5 protein-coding genes are annotated in these 3,264 nt (G+C 67.3%); 2 read left to right on the top strand and 3 right to left on the bottom strand.

Going from position 1 to position 3,264, the window contains the following annotated elements:
- Positions 1-202 precede the first annotated feature (202 nt).
- On the top strand, positions 203-361 hold the full coding sequence (locus ACFVXE_RS18575) for a hypothetical protein (RefSeq protein ID WP_389672219.1): 159 nt from the start codon (positions 203-205) through the stop codon (positions 359-361).
- 168 nt (positions 362-529) lie between these two features.
- Positions 530-946 (top strand): HNH endonuclease, encoded by a 417-nt coding sequence (locus ACFVXE_RS18570; RefSeq protein ID WP_389672218.1) that lies wholly within the window; start codon positions 530-532, stop codon positions 944-946.
- A gap of 108 nt (positions 947-1,054) precedes the next feature.
- Here ACFVXE_RS18570 and ACFVXE_RS18565 read toward each other — a convergent pair whose 3' ends face one another.
- From ACFVXE_RS18565 to ACFVXE_RS18555, 3 genes are all read right to left on the bottom strand, one after another.
- Positions 1,055-2,284 (bottom strand): HTTM domain-containing protein, encoded by a 1,230-nt coding sequence (locus ACFVXE_RS18565; protein ID WP_389672217.1) that lies wholly within the window; start codon positions 2,282-2,284, stop codon positions 1,055-1,057.
- Complete coding sequence (locus ACFVXE_RS18560) at positions 2,281-3,003, bottom strand: DUF5819 family protein (protein ID WP_389672216.1); 723 nt, start codon at positions 3,001-3,003, stop codon at positions 2,281-2,283. The genes ACFVXE_RS18565 and ACFVXE_RS18560 overlap by 4 nt, the downstream gene beginning before the upstream one ends.
- A gap of 4 nt (positions 3,004-3,007) precedes the next feature.
- A partial coding sequence (locus ACFVXE_RS18555) for a hypothetical protein (RefSeq protein ID WP_389672215.1) occupies positions 3,008-3,264 on the bottom strand: 257 nt, incomplete at its 5' end.

The following is a 3,264-nucleotide window of genomic DNA, read 5'->3' as shown; positions in this document are numbered from 1 at the left end:
GCAGAAAGTGCCTTCCGCTTGGACCGACAGAACCCCTCGACAAGGTTCATCGTCCCAGCTCAGAAGGCACTTTCGTATTTCCTCCCCGCTTCCGGCCTCATCTCAACCGAAACGGTGAGGTTAGGCCGCCGGGCCGACAACCTCATAGGGTTGCTCGCAGCGATGCCGGGTGCCTGGGTGTGCGCAGAGGAGGGGAAAGCGTATGGCTGATCCGGAAGGTTCCGACGAGGCCGAGTACACCGATCCGTTCGAGCGGGGGGAGGTCACCGCCGGAACGGTCGCTCTCTGGATGTTTCTCGCTCTGATGATCATGGCGATCGGCGTCGCCTGGTTCACATGGGCGTACGCCAACCGCCGATGACGGACGGACCGTGGCCATGTGCGGCCGGGCGGAGGGATGCGGGTTCTCCGGTCCGGACGCCGATGCCCGCACACCGCCGGGGAGAAGGTTGATGTGACCAGTGCGGAACCGCCCGTGTCGCGGCGCAACGAAGTCAAACGCGGCCAGGACCAGCGGCGCAGACAGCGCATGAGAAGCAACGGGGACATCGAGCGCTTCACGGCGGAGGAGATCGGTGACCGGGACGGCTGGGTCTGTGGCCTCTGCGAAGATCCGGTGGACCGCACCCGTCAGCGTCCGGACCCTCGGTCGCCGAGCGTCGACCACATCCGCACCATCGCAGCCGGCGGTACCCACACCCGCGACAACGTGCGGCTCACGCACTGGGGCTGCAACCACGAGCGCAACGACAGCACCCCGCTGACCACCGTCGAGGAAGCCGAGTCACAGCGCGCCGTCCTCCTGCGGATCCCCGCACTGCGGGCGTACGCGGAGGGCCTCATGGCGGAGGACATGGTCCGCAGCTCGCAGGCCTTCCACGCTCCCGAGAGGTACCGGACCAGGCTGGCACGGCGGGTGGAGCGCTACGAACGCGAAGGGCGCTGACCCGAGCGGCGGATCGACCACCCGCCGGGCTCCCCGCCCTGCGCGTTGCACAGAGCGGGGAGCTGTTCCCCCGGCAACCGCAGGGCGGCGGCCGGACGCCGCGCCCCGTCACGGGCGGTAATGGGCGGTTTCCGCCTGTTCGTGGGCTGTCTGTGGTGCGGGCGCCATGGCCCGCATCCGCGGCACGGCGCTCGTCACGCGGTCGCCCAACCACCGGAGAAGGACGGTCGGGAGGAAGACCGAGTCCGCCGCGATCATCGCCAGCGCGAAGAAGGGCAGGCCGAGCACGATCCCGATACCGGCATGCATGCACATGAGGATCGCGACCATCACGGTTCTCACGCGGGTGTTGAAGAGCGTGAAGGGGAAGCCGACTTCGAGCATCACCGTGCCGTAGGTCAGCAGCAGGACGATCAGGCTGCTGCCCGCAAGGGTGTGGGACAGGGTGGGCCACGGCGTGAAGAAGGCAACGTGCAACGGGTAGTAGAGCGCCGTGCCGTCCTGCCAGAGAGGACCCTGAATCTTGTACCAGCCGGCGGTCGCGTAGATCAGGCACACCTCGATCACGATCACGAGCATCGCGCCCGCGTGCACCACGTTCGCGACCATCTCCAGGACGGTGCGGGGCTCGCCGGGCGCGTATCGGCGTACCCACCACCACAGCAGTTGCCCGAGGGCGAAGCCCCAGATCAGCAGGGCCCAGCCCGTACTCAGTTTGCCCAGCGCGGTCACCAGGACGAGGACGGCGGTGAGGAGCACCCACATGACGGTCCCGGCCACGTCCCGGCCGCCGTCACGGCCGCGTGCGGCACGTCGCGCGTCCAACGACCAGACCTGGCCGCAGCGGGTGAACACCAGGTAGATCGCCATGACGTGGATGACGTTGTCGCCGCCGTCCCCCACGAAGGGGCTGCGGTTCAGGAGCGCCAGCACGCCGATCATGAAAAGCAGCGAGGAGGTGCGGGTCCGCCACCCCAGAAGAAGCATCACCGACGCGGCCATCGCCGCAAGGTAGACGATCTCGAACCACAGCTGGCTGTCACTCCACATGAGAATCGTGAAGGCATGACTCGAAGAGATCAGCTGACGGGCCATGGACCAGCTCCACGGACTGCCCGACCCGTAGAGCTCGTCGCGGTGCACCCACTCACGCAGCAGAAACGCGAGCCAGGTCAGCGAGAAGCCGATCCGGATGACGGCCGTCTGGTACGGCGCGACGGGACTGCCGATGACGCGGGCAAAGCCTCTCCGGAGCGCGGCGCCGACGGCGCGGCGGTGTCCGGTCAGGGTGGACGTCACTGATGCTCGGCCGGGCTCGGCCGGAGGGTATGCGGTCACTTGAAGTCCTTGGGAGTGACGATCCACCACGGCTGTACGAAGTAGTTGGTCTGGGTGTTGAAGTGCTGGTTGCTCCACCGGGGCGCTGCCACCGGTGTACTGGCCGAGCGCAGCTGGAGGAGCAGCACGGTGCCGCCGTCGATCTGCGACCCGAGACGCTGGGCGGCGATACGCAGCAGGTACTGCTGGTTCAGGTTTCCGATCTTCCCGACGGGACGGCCCTGGTTGTCGAGCGAGTCGACGAAGTTGGCCCAGGCGAGACGGAGTTGGTTCTGCTGCGAGTGGCTGGGAAACGGGTTGTGCACGATCTGCGCCTGGTCCTTCGCGGTCAGGTCCACCCAGGCGGTGTCAGTGGCGCTGGTCGCGTTGGGTTTGAGGACTTTCGCACGCGCCTGCACCTGGGTGTTCTCCGCCGGTACGGCGGGTGCGAAGAGCCTCCAGCCCTGCACGAACTCGGGTGCCACGTACTTGTTGATGCCGGTGGCGTGCCGCTGGGAGAAGGGGTTCGAGGGGGCGATGCTGAAGAAGAGCATCACCAGGTGAACGGCGGCCCCTACCAGGACGCCCACCACCGCGAGCACGACGACGGTTACCGATACTGACGAGAGGCCGGACATCCCGGCCGAGCCGCCGGCATGATCCGGCGGCTCCTCGTGGTGACGGCCCGCGCCGGCCGGAGCGTGTCCGGTCGGCGCGTGCTTGTCCTTCCCAGTCCGCATTACCTCACCCCAGGTTGCCCTGCACGTTGCCCTGGGCGTTGCCCTGGGCATTTCCTTGTCCGTTGCCTGCTGCGTTGCCCTGGACATTGCCCTGGGCGTTACCTTGCGCGTTACCCGCCGCGTTACCCGCGACATTGCCCTGGACATTGCCCTGAGCGTTACCCGCCGCGTTACCCGCGACATTGCCCTGGACATTGCCCTGAGCATTGCCCGCCGCGTTACCCGCGACATTGCCCTGGACATTGCCCTGAGCATTGCCCT

Source organism: Streptomyces sp. NPDC058231 (assembly GCF_042882275.1).
In the GTDB taxonomy this organism is placed as follows: Bacteria; Actinomycetota; Actinomycetes; order Streptomycetales; family Streptomycetaceae; genus Streptomyces.
This window is presented reverse-complemented; position numbering and strand designations above follow the sequence as displayed.